This window comes from Nonomuraea spiralis, from assembly GCF_014648435.1.
Classification (GTDB): Bacteria; Actinomycetota; Actinomycetes; order Streptosporangiales; family Streptosporangiaceae; genus Nonomuraea; species Nonomuraea spiralis.
The window spans coordinates 54,191-76,088 of record NZ_BMRC01000032.1 but is presented as its reverse complement, the minus strand read 5'-3'; the positions used below and the strand labels follow the sequence as shown (position 1 = coordinate 76,088).

Annotated in this window: 14 protein-coding genes; 4 read left to right on the top strand and 10 right to left on the bottom strand. The window is 72.3% G+C overall.

Annotated features, from left to right (window positions below; translation table 11 throughout):
* From IEZ27_RS45045 to IEZ27_RS45035, 3 genes are all read right to left on the bottom strand, one after another.
* A complete protein-coding gene (locus IEZ27_RS45045) occupies positions 1-1,374 on the bottom strand; it encodes a CBM96 family carbohydrate-binding protein (RefSeq protein WP_229824917.1) in 1,374 nt (457 codons plus the stop codon).
* A 105-nt stretch (positions 1,375-1,479) separates the two neighbouring features.
* Positions 1,480-1,839 carry an arsenate reductase family protein gene (locus IEZ27_RS45040; RefSeq protein WP_189652865.1) on the bottom strand — a complete coding sequence of 120 codons (360 nt, stop codon included), beginning with the start codon at positions 1,837-1,839 and terminating at the stop codon, positions 1,480-1,482.
* 37 nt (positions 1,840-1,876) lie between these two features.
* The gene (locus tag IEZ27_RS45035) at positions 1,877-2,614 is read right to left on the bottom strand and encodes a TetR/AcrR family transcriptional regulator (protein WP_189652864.1); all 738 of its coding nucleotides are present in this window, start codon (positions 2,612-2,614) and stop codon (positions 1,877-1,879) included.
* Between the two features lie 126 nt (positions 2,615-2,740).
* Here IEZ27_RS45035 and IEZ27_RS45030 point away from each other — a divergent pair, with 126 nt between their 5' ends.
* The 4 genes from IEZ27_RS45030 to IEZ27_RS45015 all read left to right on the top strand — a co-directional run bounded on the left by IEZ27_RS45030 (position 2,741) and on the right by IEZ27_RS45015 (position 7,496).
* Positions 2,741-4,192, top strand: a complete 1,452-nt coding sequence (locus tag IEZ27_RS45030) for an MFS transporter (RefSeq protein WP_189652863.1) — start codon at positions 2,741-2,743, stop codon at positions 4,190-4,192.
* Between the two features lie 14 nt (positions 4,193-4,206).
* The gene (locus IEZ27_RS45025) at positions 4,207-5,388 is read left to right on the top strand and encodes a cytochrome P450 (protein WP_189652862.1); all 1,182 of its coding nucleotides are present in this window, start codon (positions 4,207-4,209) and stop codon (positions 5,386-5,388) included.
* 69 nt (positions 5,389-5,457) lie between these two features.
* Complete coding sequence (locus IEZ27_RS45020) at positions 5,458-6,648, top strand: 4-hydroxybenzoate 3-monooxygenase (protein WP_189652861.1); 1,191 nt, start codon at positions 5,458-5,460, stop codon at positions 6,646-6,648.
* Between the two features lie 41 nt (positions 6,649-6,689).
* Positions 6,690-7,496: an MBL fold metallo-hydrolase gene (locus IEZ27_RS45015; RefSeq protein WP_189652860.1), complete on the top strand. Its 807-nt coding sequence runs from the start codon at positions 6,690-6,692 to the stop codon at positions 7,494-7,496.
* A 1-nt stretch (position 7,497) separates the two neighbouring features.
* Here the strand turns inward: IEZ27_RS45015 and IEZ27_RS45010 are convergent, their stop codons facing one another.
* The 7 genes from IEZ27_RS45010 to IEZ27_RS44980 all read right to left on the bottom strand — a co-directional run bounded on the left by IEZ27_RS45010 (position 7,498) and on the right by IEZ27_RS44980 (position 21,872).
* A complete protein-coding gene (locus tag IEZ27_RS45010; RefSeq protein ID WP_125645425.1) occupies positions 7,498-8,352 on the bottom strand; it encodes a geranyl diphosphate 2-C-methyltransferase in 855 nt (284 codons plus the stop codon).
* A gap of 37 nt (positions 8,353-8,389) precedes the next feature.
* Positions 8,390-9,505 (bottom strand): family 2 encapsulin nanocompartment cargo protein terpene cyclase, encoded by a 1,116-nt coding sequence (locus IEZ27_RS45005; RefSeq protein WP_189652859.1) that lies wholly within the window; start codon positions 9,503-9,505, stop codon positions 8,390-8,392.
* 121 nt (positions 9,506-9,626) lie between these two features.
* On the bottom strand, positions 9,627-10,178 hold the full coding sequence (locus IEZ27_RS45000) for a hypothetical protein (RefSeq protein ID WP_189652858.1): 552 nt from the start codon (positions 10,176-10,178) through the stop codon (positions 9,627-9,629).
* Entirely contained in the window at positions 10,171-10,695 is a 525-nt protein-coding gene (locus IEZ27_RS44995; protein WP_189652857.1) for a hypothetical protein, read from the bottom strand. The genes IEZ27_RS45000 and IEZ27_RS44995 overlap by 8 nt, the downstream gene beginning before the upstream one ends.
* Before the next feature lie 52 nt (positions 10,696-10,747).
* A complete protein-coding gene (locus IEZ27_RS44990) occupies positions 10,748-21,127 on the bottom strand; it encodes a WXG100-like domain-containing protein (protein ID WP_189652856.1) in 10,380 nt (3,459 codons plus the stop codon).
* Positions 21,124-21,480: a hypothetical protein gene (locus IEZ27_RS44985; RefSeq protein WP_189652855.1), complete on the bottom strand. Its 357-nt coding sequence runs from the start codon at positions 21,478-21,480 to the stop codon at positions 21,124-21,126. Before IEZ27_RS44985 ends, IEZ27_RS44990 begins: the two co-directional genes overlap by 4 nt.
* The gene (locus IEZ27_RS44980) at positions 21,477-21,872 is read right to left on the bottom strand and encodes a YbaB/EbfC family nucleoid-associated protein (RefSeq protein WP_189652854.1); all 396 of its coding nucleotides are present in this window, start codon (positions 21,870-21,872) and stop codon (positions 21,477-21,479) included. Before IEZ27_RS44980 ends, IEZ27_RS44985 begins: the two co-directional genes overlap by 4 nt.
* Positions 21,873-21,898: the final 26 nt, after the last annotated feature.

The following is a 21,898-nucleotide window of genomic DNA, read 5'->3' as shown; positions in this document are numbered from 1 at the left end:
TCAGTGGCAGTTCGTGGTGCCGCTGTCGGCGAACGTCCTGCCCGCTTCGGGCACGAACTGCCAGGTGTAGCTGCTCGCGCTCAGCGTCAGCTTGAGCACGCCGTAGGTGTCGCTGTTGCGCACCTCGCTGTTGGCCAGGATCGTGCCGAAGCCGTAGTGGCTCGCGCCGCCGGTGCCGACCACGAAGTGCCGGATGCCTCTGGCCGTGTCGAGCTGGTTGGCCGGGTTGATCGGGGCGAAACGCTCGTACTGGTGGTTGTGGCCGGTCAGGATCAGGTCGGCGCCGGCGTCGTACAGGGCCTGGACGAACGGCGCGACCGAGCTGTTCGGGGCGTGGTTGGCGCCGGAGGTGTAACGCGGGTGGTGCCACATGGCGACCGTGCACGGCCTGCCGCCGGCGGCCAGGTCGGCCTTCAGCCAGGTGACCTGGGCCGAGGTCGAGGAGCAGCTCACGACCGAGCAGTTGGAGTTGAGCACGATCACGTGCCAGCTCGATCCGAGGTCGTAGGAGTAGTAGCCCTTGCTCGGGTCGCCCGCCGACGAGCCGAAGTAGCCGTAGTAGCCGCTCGCGCCGGAGGTGTTGTAGTCGTGGTTGCCGGGCACCGGACGGGTCCGGGCCTTGTGGCGGCCCCAGGTCGGCCCGTAGTAGGTGGAGAACTCGGCCGCGGTGCCGTTGTCGTAGACGTTGTCGCCGAGCGTGAAGATCGTGCCGGGGATGCCGTCCAGCAGCGCGGCGGTGGCGGTGTCGCCGGCCCCCGAGTCGGCGATGTCGCCCGCGCCGACCAGCACGTCGCCGGTGGGCGGCGGCGTGCTGCCGGAGGTCACGACGAGCTGCGGCGCGGTGGCCGTCCCGCTCTCGCGGGCGTCGTAGTCCGCGCCGTCGGTGCTGGCCGAGGTGACCGCGATGCTGTACGTGCCGTTGCCTGTGACGTACGAGGTCACGTCGATCTCGTACCAGGCGCCGGCCGAGACGGCGCCGAGCGAGCCCAGGGTGGCGCCGTCGATCGCGGGCTGGTTGTTCCAGGTCGTGCCGGTCTCGGACCACGTGGTGCTGCTCACGGCGCGGAACAGGCCGCCGTTGTCGCTCTCGGCGCCGCTCACGTCGTCGGTGTGCACGCGGAGTTTGGCCGAGCCGACCGGCCCGGAGACCCCGGACACGGTGAACCTCAGGAACATGCGCTTGGCCGGGGAGTTGTCCACGCCGAGCTGCCCTGAGGTGCCGTAGTTGGTGCCGGTCACGCTGCCGTCCACGTACGTGTCGGCGACGGGCTGGAACGTGGAGGTGGCGGCCTGCGCGGCCACCTCGGGGAACGTCATGGCCGCGAAGACGAGGACGGCCGTGGTGAGTGCGGTGACGGGTCTGCGCCTGAACATCGCCTGCTCCTCATACGCCTGCTGGGGCACCCGGACGATAGATCGCCCCGGTGAGCACCCGCGGAGCGGCAGGCGTCGGGAAGGTGAACGGCAGGCGGGCCGCGCTCACCCGGGCAGCGTGTCCCGTACGGCCTGCTCGGTGCGCCCGATCACGGCGTGACCGTCGTCGGCGGTGATGATCGGCCGCTGGATCAGGATCGGGTGCGCGGCCAGCGCGTCGATCCAGCGCTCGCGGGCCTGCGGGTCGCGCGGCCAGGAGCCGAGGCCCAGCTCGGCCGCGATCGGCTCGCCCGTACGCGTGATGTCCCACGGCTCCAGCCCGAGCCTGGCGAGGACGGCCCGCAGCTCGTCCGGCGACGGCGGGTCGTCCAGGTAGCGGCGGACCGTGTAGTCGGCCGCCTCGGCGTCGAGGATCGACAGGGCCGAGCGGCACTTGGAGCAGTCGGGGTTGATCCAGATTTCCATGACGCCGAGGCTCTCACGCCGGCATGGCCTGACGGGGTCAGGCGGCCGATGAGGCGGCCCGGGCCTCCAGGCCGTCGAGCACCCGGTCGAGGCCGTAGGTGAAGTCCTCCTCGCGGGCGCGCCGCGGGTCGCCGTAGCCCTTGACGGCGTACTCCGCCCGCATCCGCGGATGCTCCTCCATCGCCTGCTCGGCGGTCGAGCGCACGGTGTCCAGCCATTCCTGCTCGGTCTGGCCGTTGCGGGCCAGCATCGACAGGTACGCCGCCTCGCTGACCGTCATGCCGATCACGTACGCGAGCAGGGTGTTGACCGCCTGGTCGGCCTCCCCGGGGGCGAACCCGGCCCCGTGGACCAGGGCCAGCAGGTCCTCCGAGCGGCGCATCACGTTGGGCCCCAGGTTGGTGAGCCCGGCCTGGCCGAGCACGGAGGCCAGCCAGGGGTGGCGCAGGATCACCGCGCGCAGGCTCCGGGCGGACGTGGCCAGCCCGTCGCGCCAGCCGGCCGCCTCCTCGGCGGAGGGGACGCGCAGCTCGCCGTAGACCTCGTCGACGACCAGCTCGATCAGCTCGTCCTTGTTGGCGACGTGGCGGTAGAGCGAGGTCGCGCCCGCGTCCAGCCGGGTGCCGAGGCTGCGCATGCTCAGCGCCTCCAGCCCCTCTTCGTCGAGCAGCCGGACGGCCTCGGACACGATCCGGTCGAGGCTCAGCGCCGGACGCTCCCGCTGCACGCGCTGACGGATCCAGACCGAGGGGACGGGCGGCTTCGACGCTGGCATGCCCCCAGACTAACGCACCGCGCACACTGTACGCATCCGCGAACACCCATCTTGCGTACATCTCTCTCGCATGCGTACAGTGTGCGCGTCTAGAGAACGTCGTACGCGAGCGAAGGGAAGAACCCAATGACACGCCGCTGGTTGATCCTGGTGGTGCTGTGCCTCAGCACGCTGGTGCTGGTCGTCGACAACATGGTGCTGACGGTGGCGATCCCGCCCCTGGCGGCGGACCTGGGCGCCGACGCCCAGGACATCCAGTGGATCCTCGACAGCTACATCCTGATCTTCGCCGCCCTGCTGCTGACCGCGGGCAGCCTGTCCGACCGGTACGGCCGGCGCCGCGTGATGGTCATCGGCCTGGCGCTCTTCGGGGCCGCCTCCCTGCTGGCCGCCTACGCGGGCGATCCGGCCCAGCTCGTGCTGGCCCGTTCCGTGATGGGCGTCGGCGGCGCGCTGATCATGCCGAGCACGCTGTCGATCCTGATCACCGTGTTCGACGAGGCCGAACGCCGCAAGGCGATGGCCGCCTGGAGCGCGGTCGCCATGCTCGGCCTGGTCGGCGGCCCGGTGCTGGGCGGCGCGCTGATCGCCTGGTTCTGGTGGGGCGCGGTGTTCCTGATCAACGTGCCGGTCGTGCTGCTCGCGATCGTCGCCTCCTTCCTGCTGATGCCCGAGTCCAAGGGCCCCTGGACCAGGCCGGACCCGCTGGGCGCGATCCTGTCGGCGACCGGCATGTCGGCCCTGGTGTGGACGATCATCGAGCTGCCGCACGGCGTGTCCTGGCCGGCCCTGGCCGTGACCGTGCTCGCCCTGGCCGCCTTCGTGGTCTGGGAGCTGCGCACGCCGCACCCGATGGTCCCGCTCGCCCTGTTCCGCAACCGTACGTTCAGCGGCGGCAGTTTCTCCCTGACGCTCGTCCAGATCGGCAACGGCGGGCTGCTGCTCGTGCTCACCCAGTACCTGCAGTTCGTGCTCGGCTACACGCCGACCGAGGCCGGCCTCGCCTTCCTGCCCATGGCGGTCGCCTCGCTGATCTTCAACGGCGTGGGCGCGGGTCTCGGCACCCGGCTCGGCAACCGGCCCCTGATCGTCACCGGGCTCCTCGTCATCGCCGCCGGCTTCGGCCTGCTGGCAGCCGTCTCGCCCGGCAGCGGCATCCTCCTCACCGGCACGGCGCTGTTCCTGCTGGGCTCCGGCGGCGGCCTGGCGATGCCGGCGGCCATCTCCGCGCTGATGGGCACCATCCCGCCCGAGCACGCCGGCGTCGGCTCCGCGCTCAACGACACCATCCAGCAGGCCGGCGCGGCGCTCGGCGTCGCCGTCCTCGGCAGCGTCCTGGCCGGCGCCTACACCGGGGCCATGCCCGCGAGCGCGCCCGAGGCGGCCCGGCGCTCGATCGGTGACGCGCTCGCCCTCGGCGACGCCACTCTCGCCGACTCCGCCCGCGAAGCCTTCACCGCAGCCATGTCCTCCGCCTTCGCGATCAGCACGGCCGGGGTGGTCGCGGCCGCCGTCCTGGCCCTGGTCGTCATGCGCGGCGGCCGGAAGCAGGAACCGTCCCTCACCGTCACCCACTGAGAAAGGGAACCACCATGAACGACACCCCCGTCACCCTTCCCGTCACCCGCCCGGCCGGCTGCCCCTTCGACCCGCCCGAGGGCCTGGCGGAGCTGCGCGAGCAGGCACCCGTCACCCGGCTGGCCTTCCCCGACGGACACCGGGGCTGGCTGGTGACCGGCCACGCGGAGGTCAGGGCCGTGCTGTCGGACCGGCGGTTCAGCTCCCGCTACGAGCTGCTGCACCACCCGACGGCCGTGCTGGGCCCGCTCATGACCGCCCCGCCCGGCGACCTCACCGGCATCGACGCCCCAGAGCACACCCGCTACCGCAAGCTGCTCACCGGCAGGTTCACCGTCCGCAGGATGAACCAGCTCACCGAACGGGCGGAGCAGATCACCGCCGACCACCTGGACGCCATGGAACGCCTCGGCCCACCCGCCGACCTGGTACGGTCCTTCGCCCAGCCCGTCCCGGCGCTGATGATCTGCGAACTGCTCGGCGTCCCGTACGCCGACCGCGACGCCTTCCAGCGCCACGCCGCGGCGCTGACCGGCGTGGACGCCGACGAGCAGGAGCAGATGGACGCCTACTCCGAGCTGCAGGGCTACATCCACGGCCTGGTCCAGGCCAAGCGCGTCGCGCCAACCGACGACCTGCTCAGCGACTTGATCACCGGCGACCTCACCGACGGGGAACTGGCCGGGATCGGCGCCTTCCTACTCGCCGCCGGGCTCGACACCACCGCCAACATGCTCGCGCTCGGCACGTACGCGCTGCTGAGCGACCCCGCCCAGCTCGCCGCCCTGCGCGCCGACCCGGGCCTGGCCGGGCAGGCCGTCGAGGAGCTGCTGCGTCACCTGTCCATCGCCCACACCGGCGTACGCGCCGCCCTGGAAGACGTCGAGCTGGGCGGCCACCTGATCAGGGCGGGCGAGTCGGTCGTCGTGTCGATCCAGGCCGCCAACCGCGACCCCCGCAAGTACGCCGACCCCGACCGCCTCGACCTGCGCCGCGATGCCGCCGGCCACCTGGCCTTCGGCCACGGGATCCATCAGTGCCTCGGCCAGCAGCTCGCCCGGGTGGAGATGCGCGCGGCCTTCCCCGCGCTCGTCACCCGGTTCCCCGGCCTGCGCCTGGCCGTCCCGCCCGAGGAGGTGCCGGTACGCGCCGGCACCGACGTCCACGGGGTGCTCAGTCTCCCGGTCCGGTGGTGAGAGCGCGGGTTATCATCGTGATCATCCTGGCCGGGTACCACCGCGCGTCACCGAGCCGAAAGGGCCGCCATGTCTGTGGAGACCAGCAGGCGAGAGAGCACCGAGGTCGTCGTCATCGGAGCCGGTCCGGCCGGCCTGACCCTGGCCAACCTGCTCCGGCAGGCCGGCGTCGGATGCGTGGTGCTGGAACGGCAGAGCCGCCCGTACGTCGAGCAGCGCCAGCGCGCCGGGATCCTCGACCACCGCGGCGCCGGCGTCTTCGAGTCGTGGGGCCTGGCCGACGTCGTCCTGGCGGGCATGCCGCAGGAGACCAAGGTCGAGTTCCGCGTCGACGGCGAGCAGCGTTTCCTCGACGTCCCCACGCTCACCGAGGGCAGGCTGGGCCGTCTCGTGCCGCAGCAGGTGCTCGTCGGCAGGCTGCTCGCGCACTACGTGGAAACCGGCGGCGACCTGCGGTTCGAGGCGGCCGAGGTGACCCCGCGCGGCGTCGGGGGGCCGTCGCCGACGGTCACGTACCGCGATGCTGACGGGATCACCCACGAGATCGCCTGCTCCTACGTCGCCGGCTGCGACGGCCACCACGGCGTCAGCCGCGTCAGCGTGCCCGAGCACGCCCTGACCACCTACTCCTACGACCACGGCATCGGCTGGCTGACGATCCTCGCCGACGCCCCGCCGCCGCGCTACCCGCTCATGGCGATCACCACCCACGGGTTCGCCGCCCACTTCCCGCGCGGCCCCCGGGCCAGCCGCTTCTACCTCCAGTGCGCCCCCGCCGACACCGCCGCCGACTGGCCCGACGAGCGGATCTGGACCCAGTTGCGGCTGCGCCTGGCCGACGGCGACCTGCCCGGCGGCCCGATCGGCGAGAAGGTGTTCGTCGAGATGCGCAGCCATGTCGTCGATCCCATGCACTACGGCCGGCTCTTCCTCGTCGGCGACGCCGCCCACATCATCACCCCCATGGGCGGCAAGGGCATGAACCTGGCGGTCGCCGACGCCGACGTGCTGGCCCACGCGCTGCGGGCCGCCGTACGCGACGGGGACGAGGAGCCGCTGGCCGCCTACTCCGCCACCTGCCTCGAACGGGTGTGGAACCACCAGGAGTTCTCCCGCTGGATGACCGAGATGACCCACGAGGCCGGTGACGAGACGCTGGCCGGGCCGTTCCGCCGGCGGCTGGCCAGGGCGCGGTTCGACCGGCTGTTCACCTCGGGCCCGGCCGCCCGCGCATTCGGCGACCTGATGGCGGGCGGCTGAGAGTTGACTTGAACCACAGTTCAAGTCGCATCATCGTGGTCATGAGAATTCACCACCTGAACTGCGGTTCCGTACGGACGATCGAAGCCACCTACGACGGCCCGCCCGCCGCCCCCGCGGTGAACCACTGCCTGCTGGTGGAGACCCCGGCCGACGGCCTGGTGCTGATCGAGACCGGGCTCGGGCTCGGCGACGTACGCGACCCGGCCGGCACGCTCGACGCCGACTGGGTGCGATTCGTCGAACCCGCGCTCGCCGAGGAGGAGACGGCGGTGCGCCAGATCGCCCGGCTGGGATACCGGCCGGCGGACGTCCGGCACGTCATCGTCACCCACCTCGACGTCGACCACAGCGGCGGCCTGCCGGACTTCCCCGGCGCGCGGGTGCATCTGCTGGCCGCCGAGCTTGAGGCCGCGCTGGCCGGGCCGCCGAGCTCCCGTTACCGCCCGGCCCACTGGGCGCACGGCCCCGACTGGGTCACCTACACGCCGCAGCAGCCGAACGACGACTGGTTCGGCTTCACCTCGATCGAGCTCGACGGCCTGCCTGAGGACATCAGGCTGGTCCCGCTCGGCGGGCACACCGCCGGACACACCGGCGTCGCCGTCAGGGAAGGAGAACACTGGCTCCTGCACTGCGGCGACGCCTACTACTACCATCGGGAGCTCCAGCCGGACCCGCACCCCCACCCGCTGATGGACGTCGTGCAGACCCGCTCGGAGGTCCATCACGACCTGCGGCTCGGCACCCAGGCCCGGCTACGGGAGCTCGTACGCGACCACGGCGACCAGGTGAGCGTCTTCTCGGCCCACGACCCGTGGGAACTGGCCGCCGCGACGGCGAAGTGAATCAGACGCGGTCGGCCGCGATGAGCAGGTACTGGAAGCTGCCGTTCTTGTACGCGTCGAGGAAGGACTGCTCGATGCCCGTGGCGAGATGGGTACGCGCCCGCAGCTCCCAGTAGGGGATCGTGGCCGGCGTGAGATCGACGACGCTGACCGGGACGAGACGGTTGGCCGCCATCTGCTCGAAGTACGTGCTGCGGGGGTGGATGTCGCAGATGTAGTGGGCGTTGATCTGGCTGACCGCCCGGGACGGCAGGCCGTAGGCGTCGTTGTAGCAGCCCGTGACGCACACGTACCGGCCGCCGCGGCGCAGCAGCCGGGAGTGCTCGGCGAACAGCAGGGACAGCTCGACGTACATGGTGCTCTCGTTGTTCCAGCTCGCCTGGAACGATCCGGTCTCGAAGCCGGTCTCCAGCATGTTGCGGAAGTGGAAGCGCACCTTGTCGTCGACGCCGCGCTTCTTGGCCTGCTCGTTGGCGAAGGCGACCTGCGACTCGGAGATGGACACGCCGTCGACCTCGCAGCCGTGGCGCATGTTGACCAGGAGGCTGGTGCCGCCGCGGCCCGAGCCGGCGTCGAGCGCCCGCTGGTGGGGTTCGAGCGGGCCGAGGTGGCTGATCAGCAGGTCGGCCTGGGCGGTCTCCAGGCGGTGGAGCTCCTTGACGACGCGTTCCTCGCGGGTCTCCTCGGGGCCGTCGAGTACCGTCCAGTTCACCTCGCCGATGCCGTAGTGGTGGTGATACAGGCCGTCGACGTCGCCGAGCCGCAGGTTGACCGGGTTCTTCTCGGTGTTCCAGTAGCTGGCGACGGAGTGCTGGTAGTGGCTGGTGAGGACGGGGGACTGGGTGTTGACGGTCACGCGGTAGAGCTCCTTTCCGGCCGGGGGCGGCCGGTCGTCATGAGTGGTAGCGGCTGCTGGTGCCGTGCCATTCGAGGCAGCCGGCCATCCAGCCCTGGGCGCCGCGCAGGAATCGCTGCAGCTCCGCGGACGGGACTGCGGCGAGCTCGCGCTGGCTGGTCTCGAAGCCTTTGACGAAGTCGTTGTGCAACACGACGGCGCGCTCGGTGGCCTCGCGGATGGAGCACTTCTCCTCGTCCGCGATGAGCAGGACCACGTTGGAGTCGGGCAGCTCGTCGGCCGCCTCCTTCTCGGCGGAGTGGATGTCGTTGACGATGACGCTGGCGGTGCCGGCCTGCATGAGCGCGGTGTGGAAACGCCGCTCGTAGAACAGGTTGGCGGTCAGCTCGTACGCGGCGACGACGTCGATGAGGGTCATGGAGGTGTAGAAGCTGTCGTGTTGCCGGGCCGCGAGGTAACGCCAGACGGGCGGCGGTGTCTCCAGGTAGCGCCAGGCGGCGTAGGCGGTCCAGCTCACGTACATCTGGAAGGTGGTGTTGCAGGCCCGCATGACCTGGGACGGGGTGGCGTGGCGGGACAGGTGGTCGGTGGCCGAGCGCAGGGAGACGAGCACGGGGTCGGCCTCGATCGCCTCTTCGAGCCGCTCGGTGTAGACGCCGGCGGGCGGGGGCGGGTCCATCGCCGACATGACGAGCGCGAGGCGGGGCGGCAGCTCGGTGGGGGTCGCGCCGAGGTCGGTCTCGTCGGCGTAGTAGTCGTCGGCCGCCCACCAGGCGGTGTTCATCTGCGCGGCGACCAGCAGCAGGTCGGGGTCGTCGCTGTCGGGGTGGGAGAGCATCGCCAGCCGGCCGAACCCGGTGGCGGCGAACTCGTCCATCCGCCCGGCGTGCAGGCCCACCTTCTCGGCCCACGCCACGAGCCGCCGGTCGACCTCGGCGCCGAGCGCCGGATCGTCGCGGACCGTCTCGGGGCAGTAGAGGGGCGGGTAGGAACCGTCGCCCCACTCGCGCTCGACGTAGGGGATGGGGGCGAGGAGCTGCCGGGGCGCGGGCGGCGGTCCCGGGGGCGGCCCGGGGACCGGCAGGTGGAGCGCGGAGGTTCCCAGGCCGGTGGGACCTGTCGGAAGCCGCGAGGCCGCGGCGTACTCGGGCATGGCGCGCCTCTTCCCTGAAGGAGAGCAGGAGGACATTACCGAAAGTAGTTATTGCGCTACTAAAAGTAGAGTAGCCAATCAGTAATGAGAGCCTTACCCTCCGGAAGGCGCACTCTGGCCGTCAGGGTCTGGCGTGCAGACGCTGGAAGTCGTCCAGGCTTTGACGGTAGAAGGCCAGGTCGTTCTCCAGTTTCGCCCTGGTCAGACGCTCGGGCTCGTCCTCGCGCACCGCTCTGCCGAGGCCGCTCCAGAACACGTCGGGCGGCAGCTCGGCGGCTCCCGGCGGGAAGAACTTCAGCGCCTCGGCCACGGCGTCGGCGGCGAAGCGCCAGCCGGTCGCGACACTGTCGAAGCGCGCCGGGTCGGCCGGGCCCACCGCGTAGAACAGGCCCTCCTCCAGGGCGCGGCTGGCGTACGTGGTGGCGATCAGCACCCATTGGCCGGGGTCGAGCAGCTCGGACAGGCCGGTGCCGAACGTCACGCCGGTCTCCCTGGCCGCGCTCTCGTCCTCGTAGGGGACCAGGACCTCCACGTCGCCGAGGCGCACCCGCAGGCCCTCGTCGTCCTGCGCCACCGTGGCGCCGCGGGAGGCGCCCGGCATGCCGTCGTACGCCACCAGGTCGATGTAGACGTACGCCTCGACGAGCGAGCGGCCCAGACCGTGTTCAGGCATAGTCGGCCGCCAGTCGCTGGTAGGTGTCACGGACGACCAGCAGCCGGTCGAGCTGGAACCTGCCCGTCTCGGTGGCGTGCATCCCCTGCCCGCGTTCGGACCAGAACCCGTCGCCGGGCACCGCGTCCGCGCCCGCGGGCACGAACTTGACGACCTCCTCCACCGCCGCCGCGGCGATCCTGAGCGCGCGCAGGGCCTCGGCCCGGTCGTGCACCGGCACGTCGCCCGCCGTCAGGTCGGCCACCCACAACCACTCGCCCGCGTCGAGCAGCTCCGACGGCTCCGCGCCGCCGAACGTCGGGAACCCGTCGGGCAGCACGGGACGCTCAGGCAGCCCGAACAGGAACTCCCGCGGCGTGCCGCACTCCTCGCACTCGCCGAAATAGCGGTTGACCAGCTCACCCTCGACATCGACCAGCCCGTTGCGCCAGGTCGTGTCGGCCGACCCGCACTCGCAGGGGTGCAGGTCGAAGTAGAGATGGGCCTCGTCCCTCGTACGGGCCACCGCGAAAGCCATTGCCGTCCTCTCCTCGGGAGTCCCATGATGCCCGACCGTACGGCCGGGCACGTCACACCGCCACCGCCTCAGGGCCGGTCGGCAGCGTCACCGGCTCGGCTCCGTCCCGGCGCAGGCCGCACGCGCACGGGCCGTCCGGCGGGCACACGCACTCGGGTTCGGGAAGGTGCCAGCCGGTCGCGTTCGCCAACGTGCGCAGGCGGTCGAGCCTCGCCGGCAGGTCGCGGGGGCGTCGGCCCTCGGCCAGCGTGGCGAGTTGGGCGGCCACCTGGTCGGGCAGCATCCGCAACACCTCCGGACGGGCCTCGGTGACCAGGTCGTACAGCACGCCCAGCCGGCCGGGGCGCTGCCTGTCGGTGGCCGCACGGACCTGGCGTACCGCCTCCTGCAGCTCGGCCAGCTCCTGGCCGTCGGCGGGCGACAGGCCCAGCGCGCGGGCCACGGCGGCGGCGGCCGTCGCGGCGGCGGCCCGCTCGTTCGCGCCGACCGTACGGGCGGGGTCCACCTCGTAGGTCAGCACGGCCGGGTCGGCCGGGCCGGAGCCGGGCCGCCGTACCTCGACGGTGATGGGCGCGCGGCCGGGCAGCACGATGTCCAGGAGACCGGGGCCGTGCGGGTGGACGCGGGCGCCCATGAGGGCGGCGGCCCGCCCGATGGCTCCGGCGGCGGCCATCTCGGGGAGCGTGGCGTGGCCGCGGATGGCCGTCACCTGTTCGGGGGTGAGGTCGCCCGTGCGGGCCAGCTCCACCAGCTTGGAGGGCGCGCCCTGCTGGTCGCCGGTCAGGCCCAGGCGGCGGGCCTCCGCCTGCAGCGCCGCCCGTTCGGCCCGCGACCTCAAGGGGCCGGCGTCGTCGACCGCCAGCGCCAGGCCGCGCAGCCGCGCCAGCGCCGCCGCCTCGGCCGGCGCGGGCCGGTTCTGACCGGTGTCGGAGGACCGGGCCGCTCCCGGGCGGCCGGGAAGGGCGGCGGCGTGGGCCGCCACGTGCTCGGCGACGGCGGTCATGGCGCGCGGGCCGTCGGCCGCGGGCACCCGCAGCGTCAGGTTGCCCGGGGCGGCCGGCTCGGCGGTCACCTCGGTGGCGCCAGGGGCGGCCTCGGCCAGGGTCAGCGTGAAGGAACCCTCGGGGGTCGTCACCGTGAACGTGTCGGCCGGACCGACGGGCGGGGCCGCCGGGTTCGCCGCGGCGCCGGCGGCCGGGGTCACGGCGGAGACGCCGGCGATCCCGGCCAGCTTGCCGAGGCCGTGGGGCGAGGTGTCCAGGCCGGTGGCCGAGCCGCCGTTGAGCAGGCGGGCGATCCGGCTCTGCGGCTCCTGCGCGGCCGGTGCGGCCGGCGCCCGGGGGCCGGTGCCCCAGGGCGGGGGCGGCGGGGTGTGGCCGCGCTGCCGGATGTCCTCGGCGAGGGCGTCGATCGCCGCCGCCAGGTGCTCCCGCGTGGCCGGGTCCGTGGCGGCGTGCCACTTGCCGGACAGGTGGGTGTGCTCGTCCAGGCGGGGGAGCAGGCAGAGGTCGGTGCCCTCGGTGTGCTCGCCGTTCGGGGACGTCCTGATCACGCCCTGCGGCATGCCGGCCGCCGTCGCGGTCGCCGTCTGGGCGACGTGCGAGAGGTCGTGGACCAGGATCGACGAGACCAGGTCGGGGTGCACGCGACCCGAGATCCGCAGCAGGTGCGGGTCCTCGGGGGTGCCCGCGCGCGGCTCGGTGAGCGCGTTCAGGCCCTGGCCCGGGTCCTCGATCAGCACGCGTACGTGCTGGTCGGGCACGCCCGGCAACTGGAGGGTCAGCTCGTTCTCGCCGGTCCAGCCGACGTGGGCGGCGGTGCCGCCGAGATCGACGGCGGAGACGGGCTGCTCGTGCAGCTCGTCCATGGTCAGGTCGGGCACGCCCTCGGGACGGGCCGACCTGCTGAACGGCGTGTTCTCGATCGCGGGCGACGGCATCCCGGCGGCCGGCGTCACGCCCTGCGCCACGCTGCCGCCCACCGGGGCCGGCTGCCCGCCGGTATCGGTCGCGGGGGCGGGCCAGGCCGGTGCGGCGGGCGCGGGAAGGGCGTCGAGGGCCTTCAGCGCGGCCTGGACCTGGTCGGTGAAGGTGCCGGGCGTGCCGGAGTTCATGAACAGGTCGCGCAGGTCGAGGCCGACGTCCTGGGCCGCGTCCAGGAGTTCGGGGGCCAGGCTCGCGAACGCGTCGGCGAAGCCGCCGTCGGGCGTCTCGCTGTACAGCGTGCCGTCGGGCATCGCGCGGAAGCGGTGGACGCCGTCCGGCTCCCACACCGCCACCTGGGTCACCTCGCCGCGCTCGCGGGCGGCCAGGCGGGCCTCCTGGAGGGTCTGGATCGGCCCCTGATTCGCGGAGTCGGGCACGAACGTGTACGTCGCGGGCGCCGGCCCACCGGGACTCGGCGGCGCGAGGCGCACGTTCGACTCCATGCGGGCGCGCAGTTCCTCGATCTCCTCGCCGAACATGATCACGTCCACCTCGCCGCTCGACGCGTTCGGCATGTGGACGGGGTCGCCGACCGGATGCTCGTTGCCGTCGCGCAGCCGGGCGACGTACTGGTAGTCGACGTCGTAGTCCACCCGGAGGCGGACCGTGTACAGCTTGCCCTTCTCGAACATGCTGCGTTCGCGGCGGGCGCCGTGGTGGTCGCTGACGCTGTCGGACGTCTGCTCCCCGCCCCGGACGCCGCCGTTGAGCCCGGACACCCCGTCTGACATGTTGCCGCCCCAGCCCACCGGGGTCGTCCGCCCGCGGGAGACCGTCACGTTCTGGGCGTCGGCCTTACGGTCCACCTGGCCCTTCTCGCCGTCGTACGGGCCGGCCACGATGGTCAGGTCGGACGTGCGGGCGTGCACCGTGACCGTCACGCCCTGGTCCTTGAACTTCTGCCTGGACACCCTGACGATCGGCTCGCCCAAGGGGCCCGTCATCCGCTCGAAGGCGGTGAGCAGGCCCGACACCGAGAGCCGCCTGACCAGCTCGGGACGGCGTTCCTGGACCGCCGCGGCGCCCAGCATCTTGGTGAGCTGGTTGGTGATGACCTCGCTCAGGCTGGGCCTGTTCGGGTCCTCCCACAACGCCTGCGTGTAGTAGCCGGGCAGCAGCTCGGCCTGCCGGGGGTCGGCGGCCATGACGACCGGCCCCGGGTCCTCGGCCGCGGGCCTGGTCATGCCGGTCGGGATGCGCCGCACCAGCGTGGCGTCGTAGGTGACCGGCGGCGCGGTGCGCGGCCTGCCCCGGAGCGCGTTGGCCGCCGCCCTGACACCGGCGATCACCTTGCCGTCGTCCGGGGCCTTGCCCGCGCGTACGGGCCTGCGCTCGACCTCGATGACCAGCTTCATCTGCTGCTCCACCCGGGTCAGCCCGAGGAACAGGCCGATCCGCTGGAGCCGGGTGCCCTGGTGGTTGGTGGAGCCGGAGTAGCCGCGTCCACGGTCGGTGGACAGGCCGCTGCCCTGGCCGTCGCCCTGGCCGTTCGCGCTCTGGTCGAGGCCCACGGAGTAGGACCCGTTGTACGACTCCGAATGCGACAGATCGGTGTACCGGTAGTGCTGGCCGATGACCCCGGACTGCGAGGTCCTGCTGAGGAACCTGGCCCGGCGCGAATTGCCGACGGGTTCGAGGCGTACCCTGACCGTCACCTCCTCGGCCTGCGTCATCTCCGGGCCCTGCTGGACGTGGTAGCTCCGCTCGAAGCCGCGGCTGGACCACATGTCGACGACGTGGATCAGCGCGGCGTCGCTGGAGAAGTCGACGTTCAGCTCTTCGCCGAGGGTCGGGCTCCCGTCCAGCGCGCCCGGCACGGCGTCCTGCACCGCGCTCCTGACCGCGTCGATGATGTCGACCGGGTTGCCGTTCTCGTCCGTCAGGCTCAGCGACTCGGACGAGCTGGCGCCGACCGTCCGGTCGTACGGGGGCGCGAGCACCACGTCCCTGGAGCGTTCGAGCTGGTCGGCGGCGTGGCCCAGGGCCAGGTCGAGCTGTTGCTGCGGGCTCCCGGCGGCGGGGGTGTAGAGCCCGGTCACCTCCTTGATCTTGGGCAGCAGGGCCTGCGGGGTGTGGCGGTCGGTGTACTCGTTGGTGGTCCCCGACTGGGCCATGTCCAGGACGTAGCGCTGGAGCAGCGGGACCGCGAGGCTCCTGTCGAGGGTCAGGCTGCCGTTGAGGAACCGTTCGACCGCGTCCGCGACCAGGTGGGAGGGCAGGTCGAGGTCGCCTTCCGCGTACATCAGCAGCGCGTCGAACTCGGAGATCGTGAACAGCGCGGTGCCGGTCGTGGACGTCGTCGAGGGACTGGTGACCGGGATCCGCTCGCCGGTCGGCAACCCGTTCTCGGAGCTCTCGGAGCCGGTGAGGGTGAGATCGACGGTGCTGCGCAGGATGTACTGGCGGCCGAACTCGATCGTCAGCTCTTCGCTGCCCCAGATGTCGAGGATCGAGCTGGACTCGGACGTGCCGCCGGACCGGGAGAACGGCGTGACCGAGACGCCGTCGCTGGACGTGCCGCCGCCGTCGAGGTCGGAGCCGCTCACCGACGCGCCGGTCGACAGTCCGGACGAGCCGCCCCACGAGATCCCGGCGCTGCCGAGCCCGAACAGGATCTCGCCCGTGACCTGGTCGACGACCCCCAGCACCTCGGTCTCGCCGACCTCGCCGGACACCGACAACGACGAGCGCGTCGTCCCGTGCTCGGGCCGGACCGCGACGTCCGTGGTCAGCGGCCTGTTCAGCAGCTTGGGATGGGCGACCAGGTTGCGCACGCTCAGGAACGACATGAGGTGCTGGAAGGCCACCGAGTCGGCGGTCATGCCGCGCGGCAACACCCGGCGGGCCGCGTCCAGTGCCTGGCCCACGTCCATGTGCAGCAGCCGAGCCTTGGCCCGGAGCTTCGGGGACATCCGGCCGAGCCGCGCGGGCGGCGTCGGCTTCGTCGAGGGGAGCAGGTCGGCGGCGAACACGAGCTGGGCCGAGCCCCTGTGGCTGGAGATCTCCGTCGTCGTGCCGTTGTGCAGCAGGTCGACGGTCATGTCGTGGGACAGCGAGAAGATCGCGACCGGGCCGTTGCTCTCCTGCAGCGTCACGACGTTGACCGTGCCGCCCGCGCTGGAGCCCACCGAACGGGTCCGGTTGCCGCCGCCGTTCACGCCGGCGTCGTGGCTGAGGCCGTCCTGGCCCTCGTTCGGGCCGTCGCTCTCGCTGACCGACGCGCCGCCGCTGTACGTCCTGGACTTGCCGATGGCGCGGGCGGAGGTGTCGGAGCCGATGTCGAGGTTGACCACCGTCTGCGCGTCGGTGTGGCCGACATAGCTCCACTGGTTGAAGTCCTGCTTCAGCGACAGGCGCAGCATGTAGTGCTCGGGGGCGGAGTTGAGACCCTGCAGCGTCAGGTCGAGCACGATGCCGTCCTGGGCCAGGGTGTCGTAGGCGGAGCGGATCCGGTGCTCCGACAGTTGCTCCATGACCTCCTGCTCGTTGAGGATCTGGCTGGCGCGGGTGAGGTCGTTGGAGGAGTACTGCGGCACGCCGTTCACGGTCTTCGGGATGATCCCGCGTTCGGCGAGCTCCTTCAGTACGTCCTGCCGGATCTTGTCCAGCCCTTCGATCTCCTGCACCAGCGCCGGGCCCGCGCCGCGCATCTGCCCCGGCCCGTCGCCGAGCCATTCGGGCAGCTCCGGCTTGCGGCCGGGAGGCGGGTCGGTGCTCGGGTCGCCGCGCAGGACGTGGTTGCCTTTGGCGTCGGTGACCGGCTGGCCGTTCTTGTAGACCAGCGCCTCGCTGTCCACGGGCAGCCCGAACCGGTAGGCGGCCGACTCCCGCATGTCCGCGAACACCTCGCTGAGCACGGGCTTCAGGGTGACGGGGGGCTTGCCGACCACCTCGACCGTGAAGGTCGTCACCACCATGAGCCGGTAGCTCTGCTTGGGGCTGGTCTTGCGGTGCACGCTCGGATGGATCGCCTGCTTGTTGGCGGTGGCCGAGTACGACCGTGACGACGGCCTCGCCCCCCTGACCTTGGGGCCGATCGAGGGTTCGTATTCGCCGAGGTCCACGCCGTCGAGCGCGGGATGCTTGAACCCGGCCGAGACATTGCCCTCCAGTGAGCCGCCCGTCGAGGCGCCCCCCGGCGTTCCGACGAAGTCGACGAGCACCTCCTCCTCCCACTCCTCGGAGGTCGCGCCGCCCACCGGCGTGGAGGCCACCAGCACGACCCGGCTCTCGGCGCGCACCCGGGCGTGCGGCTTGCCGTCCCTGGTGAAGACGCGCTCCAGACCGCCGTTCACGGCGGTCCGCAGGCGGTGGGGCAGCTCCTGCGTGACGTACGAGCGCAGCGCGTCCCGGGGCGCGGTGCCGACCTCGGCGTAGTCGCCGCCGAGCGCCGTGGCGAGCAGGTCGAGCGCGTCCTCCAGGTTGCTCATGCTCTGGACGATGACGTTCGGCATCTCGGCGCCCCGCATGCGCCCGGGGATCTTGGCCAGCTTGCGCGCCGGCTGGTCGGTGACGGAGTGCGAGAACCACAACCGCTGGCCGGCCGGGTCGCCCGGCGCTCCGGTGTCGACGACGGTGGTGCCGCGCCAGTTCTTGTCCTGGCCGGTACGGATATCGACCGTCCAGGTGGCGGCGGCGTCGAACAGCAGCGACTCGCTCCGGTTGTCCGAGACCGAGCCGCCCTGGGCGTACATGCCGGCCCCGCCGCCCGTCGACCAGTTGCGCCCGAGGCTGGCGCCGAGGCCGACGCCGAACAGCTCGCCGAACGTCCTGAGCACGTTGTCCTCCGGCAACAACTTCGCCAGGACGGTGGTGTCGAAGCCCATCGACAGGCCGAAGCTGCCCGCCTGGCCGGCCGAGGCGGTACGGGCGGCCTGGAAGAACAGGCCCACCATCATCTCCGACCCCTTGATGGCCGGATCGATCACCTCGACCAGGTCGGCGAGCGACAGCTTGATCCGTACCTCGGCCGCCTTGCCGTGCTGCCCCACCTGGAGGACGAGGCCGTCGGGGGAGACGGCCTTGTGGAAGTCGGCCCGGATGGCCTGCTCCAGCTCGTTGGCGGTGAACGACTGCTGGACGCCGTTGTTCTTCAGCATGGTGTTGACGGCGGTGGTGAGGGCGGACAGGTGGGCCAGCCGGCCCGTCGGCTGGGCCCCGGCCAGGCTGATCTCCTGCGGCAGCGCCTCGGCCAGCGCCTGGAGGTAGGCGGCGTGGTGCTGCGTGGCCTGGGCGGCCAGCCTGGCGACGGTGAATTCGATGCTGACCTCGCCGCGCGCCTGGGGGCGGCCGATCTGCCTCCTCGCCATGAGCAACTGCTCGTACTCCTGCCGCGCCCGCGTCGCCTCCTGCAGCGCGGCCTCGTACGCGTCGGCGATCCTGGTGTGCCGTTGCTGGGTGGCGCGATGGTTGCGGGTCTCCTGCCGCGCCTTGCGGGCCCGCTCCTCGTGGCCCTGGTCGAGCTGGCGGTCCGCCTTGCGCGCCTCGATCCGAGACTTGGCCGCCGCTTCGCCGGCCTCCTCGGCGGTCTTGCGCTTCGCCGCGACCTGATCCTTGAGCGCCTGCTCGGCCCGCTTGAGCGCGTCGATGACGCCCGGCAGCTCCTCCTGCGTCGGGAGCGCGTTCGGCAACGGCGCCGCCTGGGTCGGCCGGGACGCCTGCGCCGGGGCCCAGGGCGGCAGCGGCGGGGTGTGGCCGCGCTCGGCGAGCTGGCGGGACACGCCGTCGATGTCGAGCGCGAGGAGGCGCTGCTCCTGCGGAGTCCTCGCCTGACGCCACTGCTCGGCCATGAACGCCAGCTCGTTGAGCTGGGCCTGCGCGCACATGTCCTGGGTGGGCTCGCTGGTCGTCTGCCTGCGGCGCAGGAAGCCGCGCCGCCTGCCCGTACCGGTCTCCTGCGTCTTCTGCAGGGTGTCGGTGATCTCGTGCAGCCAGACCCGGGACACCTGGCTCGGGTCCATGCCGGGCGCGAAGTGCACGACGTGGGGGCGGCGCTCGCTGTTGTTCCTCGAAAGCTCGGTCTCGCCCATGAGACCTTCGGTCATGTTGCCGACGACCGGGCGGAAGTAGTGGGTGCCGTTGTTCTGGGTGCGGACGATGAGCGTGGTGCCGTCGGCCGACCAGGTGACCGAGACGACGCCCTGGCCCTGGAAGTGGTGCGGGCGCACCGCGTCGGCCCCGGTGTGGACCTCCTCGGGCTGCAACTGGGTGCCCGGACGGGCGTCGGCGACGTACCTGGTGCCCGGGACCGGCCTCGACGTGACCGTGCCCGGCCTGCTCGTGGCGGGTTGCCGGGTCTCCTCCATCTGCGCGGCCAGCATCACCAGCGCGGTGGCCTCGGCCTGCAGCTCGTCGGCGTCGGTGACCTGCTCGGCGCGGGCGTCCAGGGCGGAGCGTACGCGCCTCATGGTGGCGGCGCGGATCACCCGTACGCCGCCGTCGGCGGTGGGGATGAGGAGGTCGCCGTTCGGGCCGACGACCGCGCCGGGGAAGTCGACGGTGAGCGAGTCCATCAGCGCGGTACGCGCCCGCACGATCACGGGGACGGGCGTGGGCGGCGCGTCGTCGGGGGCGGCGGCCGACTGGGTGGCGGGACCGTCCGCCTGCTGCGCCGGGGCCGGCCCGGGACGGTTGTCCTGCTGCGTGTCCTGCTGGGCGGTCTGCTGGGGGGTCTGTTGCGGGTCCTGCTGGGGGGTCTGTTGCGGGTCCTGCTGGTCGTCCTGCTGGGGGTTCTGCTGGTCGTCCTGGGACTGGGAGATGTCGGGGCCGGCGGTGTCGTCCGTCGTGTCCGGGGTGGCGGGCCGGTTGGAGTCGTCCGCGGTGGTCTGGGCATCGGGGGCCGCGGTGCGGTTGCCCGACGGCTGTTTGTCCCCCGTGTCCTGCTGGGAGTCGTCCTGCTGGGAGTCGTTCTGGGCCGGGTCGGGGGCCTGGGAGTCGTCCTGGGTCGGGTCGGGGGCGTTCTGCGGGGTGCGGTTCCCCCTCGACTGCTGGTCGGGGGTCTGCGGCGTGGTGTCGTTGTCGTCCGCCGTGTCGTCCGTGTTGTCGTTCGTGTTGTCGGCCCGGGGCTCCCGGTTGGTGTCGTCCTGCCGGTTGTCGCGCGAGTTGGAGCCACGGCGCGGGGTCGCGTCCGGGTCGGTGGCGGACGAGGGCGGGGCGCCGCGCCTGACGTCGTCGTTCTGGTTGGGGGCCGGCGCGCCGGTGTGCACCGTACCGCCGGGGACGGGACCGCCGCCCGCAGGGGCCGGGCCGCCGCCCGGCGGGTTGCCGCCTCCGGCGCCGGGGTCGCCGCCTCCCGCACGGGCGGCGTCGGTACGGGCCGCGGTGTCGTACGCCGAGGCCAGGGCGGTGACCGGGTTGGCCAGTGTCGTGTACACCTCGGGGTTGAACGGGCTGATCGACCCGGTACGCCCGGCGCCGCCCATGAAGCCGCCCATGATGGAGTCGACCGTGAACGGGTTCTCCCACTCGCCGTACACCACGCGGTTGGCGATGACGCTGCCGAACGGGGAGGCGATCGTGTTGGTCAGGCCGGTGGTCATCGCGCGGCCGGGGAAGCCCGGCATGTGCCGGGTGACGTTGGACATGGGCCCGGCCAGCGCGGTGCCGGCGAGCGCGCCGCTGCCGGCGCCGATGATCGCCGCCCGGGACTTCTTCCAGTCCCAGTCCTTCCTGGTGCCCATCTGGATCTGCTGGTACTGGGTGGCGGCGTCGATGAAGAACTCTTCGCCGATCTCCTCGATCAGCTCGCGGCCGATCGAGGAGCCGAGCAGCCTGGTGATGACGCCGCGCCCGGTGGCGCCGCTGAGCGTGGTCACCCTGGCCAGCCGGCTGACCCCGAGCTGCCGGGCGCCGACCATGGCGAGCCTGACCAGGATCCGGCTGATCGCCGCGCGGGCCGCGGCCGCGTACGGGCCGATGAGCGCCGTGGAGGACCCGGCGGTGAAGAAGGCGACGAGGAGCGCGATGGCGATGGCGACGACCGTGATCCAGAAGGCCACGTTGACGGAGATCTTGGAGTACTGGGTCTCGACCGCGAAGTTGTGCGCCTGGCTCTTGAACGACTCCGAGTTCCCGGCCACGCCCGCCATGCCGGCCTCGTGGCCGTACAGGAACTTGGCGCGGGAGACGAAGTCGGCGCTGGCGGGGGAGGACCAGCCGGTCGCCACCGCGCGTACGGCCCCGCCGGCGCGCGGCGCGGTGCCGACCACCCCGACGGCGAGGTCCCCGTACGCCAGGGCCAGCTTGGACATCCCGCTCTCGCTCGCGCCGGGCCATTTCTGCCCGGCCGACAACATCGGGAGCAGCCAGTTGGACACCCAGTCGGGCAGCACCTCGGTCTCCCAGACCGGCTGGACGTCCCGGTCGATCTGGACCGCAGGCTCCGCCGACGTCTGCCCCGACGATTCCTGAGCGGTGGTCCCCTGAGGCCCGGTACCGCTGTGCGTCACGCCCTGGCCTCCCGCGCCTTGGCCTCCCGCGCCTTGAGATCGCTCTCGATGTCGGCGTCCGTGCCCAGGGTGTTGTCGATGCTCGCGCGCAGCCTGCCGCACGCGTCGGTGATCTGCCTGGAGAGGTCGACGCACTGGTTGAGCATGCGGTTCGGGCCGTCTCCCTGGAGGTGGCTGTTCCTGAACGCCTCGCCCTCGGCGCCGCCGCCCCAAGGAGCGGCGGCCAGCGCCTCGACGACCGCAGCGATCAGCCGCTCCGACTGCGTCTCCCAGTCCTCGGCCATGGTGGTCCACTGGGAGATGCCCGAGTCCACGACGGGCTTGATGATCTGGGTGCCGTTCCAGGGCTTCATCGGCTGCCTCCCATGCGCTCGGCGAGCCGGGCCATGATGGTTTCGAGGTCGCCGTCCAGGTGCGCCTGGAAGTCCTCGCGCGGGATGATCGGCTCGAAGATCTCGGCGACGCGCTCCTGCGCGCGCTCGGTGGCCCGCTGGGCGGTCTCGGCGATGCTGTCGGCCAGGTGGCGGGCGTCGGGGCGCCGGTAGATGCGCGGGTCGATGTCGAGCCGGATCAGCTCGCCGCGGGAGCCGACCGTCACCGACACCAGGCCGTCCCGAGAGGTCTCGGTGACCTGGACGGCCTTGGCCAGCGCGTGCACCTCCACACCCGCGTCCTCGATGTGGCGGAACATGTCCCGCAGCTCATCGGCATACGCCCGCATCCCCGCCACGTCAGGAGAATCCATGACACCCCCGCCAAACCCACGCCGCA